We start from the raw sequence: 3,956 nt of genomic DNA, 5'->3' as shown, positions 1-3,956 counted from the left end.
GTCCCCAAAATAGTAGGAATTTCAGGTTTTCGCCTGATTCAAATCGTTCAATTATTTTTTCGTTCGAGTAGTTCATTCAAATTAATGGCAACGGTTTTGTGTATGATTAGTGGCGTGTTTCAAGCTCTAAAGTTAGCAAATAAATACCGAATAGAAAATCCGCGAGGATTTTCTTAAGTAGGCGAGAACTAGCCATTAATTATACACGGTGTTGTAAAACGTTTTTTATTCAATTCCAATTACTATCGGAATTTGTGATTTAACTTCTTTTTCATTTACACAAGCTGGATACCAATCAGTAAATTCAATTAGCAATTCCTTAACCTGAATTTGTGTTTCTTTATTTAACTTTCCAAAATCTCCAAAAAATCTGAACGGTTCTTTTTCGATTTTCCCATTTTCATTTATGATTACGAAAGCTCTTATTTTATTAGGCTTGTAACCTTTAATTTTTTTTATTTTTTCAGTCAGAACTTTATGGACAGATTTCAAGGAAGGCATCTTGTCGGGACGCAAATAAACTCCGTTTTCATTTGTTATTCCGTAAAATACTTTGTTTTGTTCCAAAGCCCATAAATAATCAGATGATGACTTATCAATTCCTTTGAAAGATTTGAATTTGCCTTTAAACGTTATTTGCTTTAATATTTCTCCGTTTTCATTAACCTTTTTTATTTTCATTTCATATTGTCCTCGCAATCCGTTTGTTCCCTGAAAAGGATTTTGATTTAATTTAAAGTCAATATCAAGTATTTTATATTCTGTTCCAATTTCTGCAACATCAGTCCAATACTCGTAGTCTGAATTTATGATGTTCAGGTTATTGTCAATCTCAAAAGATATTGTATGTCTAGTAAATCCTGTGCTGTATTGGTTTAAAATTTTAATACTTGAATTTTCGCTGATTTCTATATCAAAACTTTTGTATTTCTTAAGTTCGTTTGCAATATTGTCAAATCGGTTAAATTCATCTTTAATTTCATATTTCACAATATTTTGGTCAATCGTAACTTTTTCTTGTCCGAAAGCACAATTTGCGATTAAAATCAATATGATAATTTGAATTCTCAATGTTCGTTTTAAATGTTTTACAACGTGTTCGTGTATGGCTCGTTGCGGAAAATCAGCTATGATTTTCCGCCGTAACCGAAAGATAGCAAATTGCAATGAATTCCGATAAGGAATTCAGCCGCAATGAGCTATACACGGTGTTGTAGCACGTTATTTTTCACGATTTTAATTATTCTATAAACTATATATCCAATGATTAAAATGTTAATGATGTTCCAAATATTTAATCCGATATAAGTTGCTTTTTGTGAAGTTGTCATACTTGCTAAACTCCAATATTCTCCTTTGCTTTCATCATAAAAATCATCATAATCCATTAACATTAATCCTAAAACGACATAAATAGCCAAATCAAGCATTATTAGTCCAATTCCGATAGTTACATTTTTAATAGTGAAGATTTTTTTACCCATTTTTATGTTTCATAAAATTTAGTAAATCAATCAGATGTTGTTGAGTGTGAGAGTAGAAAATCAGTTCAAAATACCACCAAGCATCATTTTCGCTATTTGTATCCGCTCTCCACTTTATTTCGAGAAGGTCAAGAATTATATCAGTTAAGTCATCCACAGCATCTCCAACAACCAAATCAGCTTCGTTTTCGATTTTATTCAGTTCAGACAAGTTGTGATAAAGACCAAATGATGGAAAATTTGAAATTACATTTTCTCTTATTTTATTTTGTCCGTCATATTCATAATCCGCATAATCTTTCTCGTCAAAAACATATTTTATATGAAAATATTTAGCGTACAATTCAACAAGGTGTTTTTCTAAATCTTTTTCTTTACCGCTGTGTTCCAAATTCGGATATAATCCATATTTGGTAATTTCATCTATGATGTTTATTAGTTCGTTCAAGGTTTTCTTTAATGTGCTACAACGGTTTTGTATAAGATTAGTTGCGTGGTTTAGCAACGAATTTAGCAAATACAAACCGAATAGAAAATCCGCGAGGATTTTCGTAAGTAGGCTCGTACCAAGCAATTAATTTTATACGTTGTTGTATGCAGTTTTTTATACTTCATTCATTAATCGGACAATCATCATTGAAAAAATGTCCACATTAGAATTAAATTCCAAAAATGGGCTTTTTCCAGCATCTTTTTGAATGTCAACTCCGTTTTTATATGGTGCTATATCTAATATTTTATTCAGTCGAATTGTTTTGTTACCTCTCGAACCCATAAAAATCAGTCGCTTATTAGTGAGATAGATGTTTCCGCTATCAATGACTTGCCATATATCTTCAGAAACTGATTTCGCTGAAATGCTACCCATTCGATAATAAACTCCTTTAGCGATTTTTATTCGTGCTGTTGGTCCTCCGTAATTTATTCGTTTAGTTACTCGTCTTTGTTCTTTCCAATTTACATTAGCCATAAAGTACAAATTTTCACTTTTTTGAATATTAATTGGCGGGTTTTCATAAATTGGTAACTCTCCGTTTTCTATAGTCCAATAAAGACGATACCGTTCAAGATTTTCTTTAGTTCTTTGATTTAGTTTTGGTTCAATTCCGAGACTTAAAGAAATTTCATTCATTCTTTCAAATTCCTCGTCACTCAATCGTTCGTCTGAAACAGCCTCATTGATAAAGTCGGTTAAAATTTTATTTGAATTGGTTTGCAGAATATCGTCAGCAACTTGGTCATTAAGCAACAGGTTTTTTTTAAGTAATTCCAGATTGTCTTTTTCTTCCTGCGTTAAAATTCCATCTGAAACAGCATTTTTTACTTCTTGGTCGAATAACTTCTTTGTCTCAAAATTCAGGACTTGTTTTATTTCTACGTCAGTCAAATGCAGTAATTTCTTTAAGTGCAAAAATGTGTTGATTTCACTTTCGTCTATTACGTGGTCTTCGAGACAATGGTGAATATATTTTCTAAATAAGTCAAGTCGAAGAGCCTTAAATTTTTTGTTTAATTTGAGTTTGTATTTGTCCGTTATCTCTTGGATTTGTTCCAAACTAACTTTAGTCAAATCATCTTCGTTTTCAACGAAAAGATTGTTAATGTCAATCAGAGCGTTCTCTTTCGGTGTCCTTTTTAGGATTTTTCCGATTAATGAAGGTTTCTTATTTTCTTTAATTTTAAATATGCTCATTGGGTTGGTTTAAATTGCATACAACGGTCTAGTGTATGATTTCGTTGCGTGTTTAAGCATTAAAGTTAGCAAATAAATCACGGATAGAAAGTCCGCGAGGACTTTCGTAAGTAGGCTCTAACTAGCAATGAATTATACACATTGTTGCCAACAGTTTTTATTCGTTATCTATAATTCTAAAGCTGTGTTCCGCTTTTTTCTTAATCATTAATTTTCCAATAATATGGTTAAATTCTCCGTCAAATTCGATTTGGTAACCACCAGAATTATTAGGAATTATTCTTGATTTTCCCTTTACTCGTCCCATAATTCGGTCGCCTTTCTTGAATTCAGTCGCATTTAGTTCCAATTCATAAAACTCCAGTTCAACATTCAGCGTGTTTTTTCCATCATATTCTCCATAATCTGACCAAAGAGTGAGTCCAACTTTCGGTCTTTCAGTTTTTGTTAAGTCAATTTTTATTGCAGTTACACTTGTTCCAACATTTCCGATTGTCACAATTAAGGAATCAGTTTTTCTGTTGTCAAGAGTACTATATGCATAATATTCATAATCCGATTGAGTGATTTTCAATTCGGTTGAATCTATTTTGATTTCCGATTTAATAACTACTTCTTGAGCTGATAAATTCAGTCCAAAACTGAGTATAATTAATATTTGTAGCGTTTTTCTCAAATTGTTGGCAACGGTCTAGTGTATGATTTCGTTGCGTGTTAAAGGACTAAAGTTAGTAAATAATCACGGATAGAAAATTCCAGCGGAATTTTCGTAAGTAAGC

5 protein-coding genes are annotated in these 3,956 nt (G+C 31.6%); all 5 read right to left on the bottom strand.

The window, feature by feature from the left end; genetic code table 11:
• Positions 1-225: 225 nt before the first annotated feature.
• On the bottom strand, positions 226-1,071 hold the full coding sequence (locus tag CLV33_RS17375) for a hypothetical protein (protein ID WP_105474944.1): 846 nt from the start codon (positions 1,069-1,071) through the stop codon (positions 226-228).
• 128 nt (positions 1,072-1,199) lie between these two features.
• Positions 1,200-1,484, bottom strand: a complete 285-nt coding sequence (locus tag CLV33_RS17370; RefSeq protein ID WP_105474943.1) for a hypothetical protein — start codon at positions 1,482-1,484, stop codon at positions 1,200-1,202.
• Positions 1,477-1,932 (bottom strand): DUF5063 domain-containing protein, encoded by a 456-nt coding sequence (locus CLV33_RS17365; protein ID WP_105474942.1) that lies wholly within the window; start codon positions 1,930-1,932, stop codon positions 1,477-1,479. The genes CLV33_RS17370 and CLV33_RS17365 overlap by 8 nt, the downstream gene beginning before the upstream one ends.
• 156 nt (positions 1,933-2,088) lie before the next feature.
• A complete protein-coding gene (locus tag CLV33_RS17360; RefSeq protein ID WP_105474941.1) occupies positions 2,089-3,177 on the bottom strand; it encodes a hypothetical protein in 1,089 nt (362 codons plus the stop codon).
• 157 nt (positions 3,178-3,334) lie between these two features.
• Complete coding sequence (locus CLV33_RS17355; RefSeq protein WP_105474940.1) at positions 3,335-3,853, bottom strand: hypothetical protein; 519 nt, start codon at positions 3,851-3,853, stop codon at positions 3,335-3,337.
• Between the last annotated feature and the right edge of the window lie 103 nt (positions 3,854-3,956).

This window comes from Jejuia pallidilutea, from assembly GCF_002973595.1.
Taxonomy (GTDB): Bacteria; Bacteroidota; Bacteroidia; order Flavobacteriales; family Flavobacteriaceae; genus Jejuia; species Jejuia pallidilutea.
Note: the sequence above shows the minus strand (reverse complement) of the source record. Positions and strands in the feature narration are given on the sequence as shown.